Genomic DNA, 2,061 nt, shown 5'->3' with positions numbered 1-2,061 from the left:
TGCTGCATTGCTCTTTCGGACTATATATAGTGTAGGGATAAAATATTTAAAAAAATATCTTTTGAAACTAGCAAATTATRAAAAAACATTAGACACTTTTTAAGTGTAATGAAATTATTTGTTAATTTGAAAAGATATGAAATTATCTATTTAATTTTAAGTCTTAAAGAGTGATTTTAAATAAAAAATGTCTAAAAAACGGAATAGGTGTACATCTTTTATAACATAATTTATAAATGGAAAAGGGGGCAAATATTGTTTTTAAACTTGAGTTTGTTTTTATGATAAAAGAAACTTTGCAAATGATAAGAGACTTTTTGCAACAAAAATATTGCTCTTCATTATTTATGGTTTTTAAAAAGTTTTGCAATAATGTTTCATATTGATTATTTTCTTTAGCTTTAATAAAAATTAACATTATTTTCCATCCAAGTAATAACGCAGTTTTTTGTGAATAAAAATACGAATTTCTTCTTCATTATACCCAATTTAAATTTTTTGATCTTTAATAATGATGGTCTTTTTTAAAATTTCAGAATTTTCAATAATAATTTTTGATGTTATCGGTGTTGATAGTTTCAAATCTGATTATGTTTTTCTTTAAAATTTTGGAACGTCGCGAAATAATAATATCATCAAACCCATAATCACAATTTTTAAATTAAATCCAGATATTGTAGTTGCATTTTATAATTTAACAAATTACGCTCTTCGTATCTTACCCCATGATCTTTTAACCATTTTTTAACTTTTTTACAAGAAACACAACTAAAACTCGTATAAACAATTACCATAATTATTTATGTAATTCTCCTTTGATAAAATAAATTAATGAATGAATTTTGGCGTGCAAAAAATGCGATATTCATATATTAAAAATATTATATTTTATTTAAAATGTAATGTAGTGCTATTAAAAATTTTAAATTATAATTTAATTTGAGTTATAAAATTTAGAAGGTTTTTTATTTTTTAGTTAAATAATGGTTTAATTTTGAAAAATATTTATAATCCTAAGGCAAATCCAAAGGCAAAATGTTTTTTAATGCAACATCTGCATATCCTAAAAGGAAAAACAAAAGGAAAAACAAGGCAAGAAAAGGAAAATCAATGCAAGAAAAAAAAAAGAATAAAAAGGGTCAAAAGTTATTAAAATGGTCTACAATATTTAAAAAAAGACCGTTTTATTTTTTAAAAAAGTTATTTATTGTGGTTCAATAAAAAATTTTAATATTAAAAACGGTCTTTTTTTAAATATTGTAGGACCATTTTAATAACTTTGACCCTTTTATTCTTTTGCTTTTCTTGCATTGATTTTTCCTTGTATTTTCCTTTGTTTTCCTTTAGGAAAAATATGCAGATGTTACATTAAAAACATTTACTCTGAATTTATATAAATTATAAATATTTTCAAAATTAAACAATTATTTAACTATAAAAACCTTCTTCCCCAACAACTCAAATTAATGCTAATTTAAAATTTTTATATACTATTACATTTTAAAAATAAAATATATTATTTTAATATATGAATAAATTTTATAAGTATTTATTTTTATCAGAAAACCATAAATAATTATGAGTAATCCCGAAGTTTTAGATTGTGTTTCTTGTAAAAAAAGTTAAAAATAAATAAATGAATTGTCTGAAAAACGTAATTTATTAAATTAAAATGCAACCTATCTAGATTTATTTTAAAAAATTATTGATATAGACTGATGATATATTTCATGACATTCAAAATTTTGAAAAACAAGTAATTTAGGCTATCAACAATAACATCAAAATTATTGTGAAAATTCTGAAATTTTAAGACCTCGACAGATCAAAAAATTTAAATTAATATGAAGAAGAAATTCATGGTACCATTCTGAAACTGCGTTAGCTGATGAAAATAATGTTAATTTGTAAACTGAAAAATATCAATATGAAGCTGTGTAAAACTTTTAAAACCATAAATAATGAAGGCAATATTTGACGCAAAATCTCTTATCATACCCAATTTCTTTTATCATGAAATGACTCAAGTTCATGTGCCTATTTCCATTACTCTTTCTTCTG

The 2,061-nt window shown here is 21.8% G+C and carries 1 protein-coding gene; it reads right to left on the bottom strand.

The features are described from left to right. Window positions 1-656 precede the first annotated feature (656 nt). Window positions 657-794 carry a glutaredoxin domain-containing protein gene (locus tag ACEW7V_RS00825; RefSeq protein WP_374695581.1) on the bottom strand — a complete coding sequence of 46 codons (138 nt, stop codon included), beginning with the start codon at window positions 792-794 and terminating at the stop codon, window positions 657-659. Window positions 795-2,061: the final 1,267 nt, after the last annotated feature.

The sequence above is a fragment of the Areca yellow leaf disease phytoplasma genome (genome assembly GCF_041920595.1).
The sequence above is the reverse complement of the archived record's forward strand: the minus strand, read 5'-3'. Positions and strand labels throughout refer to the sequence as shown.

What these genes read in the sequence shown, in the direction of transcription:
- ACEW7V_RS00825 (WP_374695581.1), bottom strand. Translation starts at nt 794, where the DNA reads ATGGTAATTGTTTATACGAGTTTTAGTTGTGTTTCTTGTAAAAAAGTT.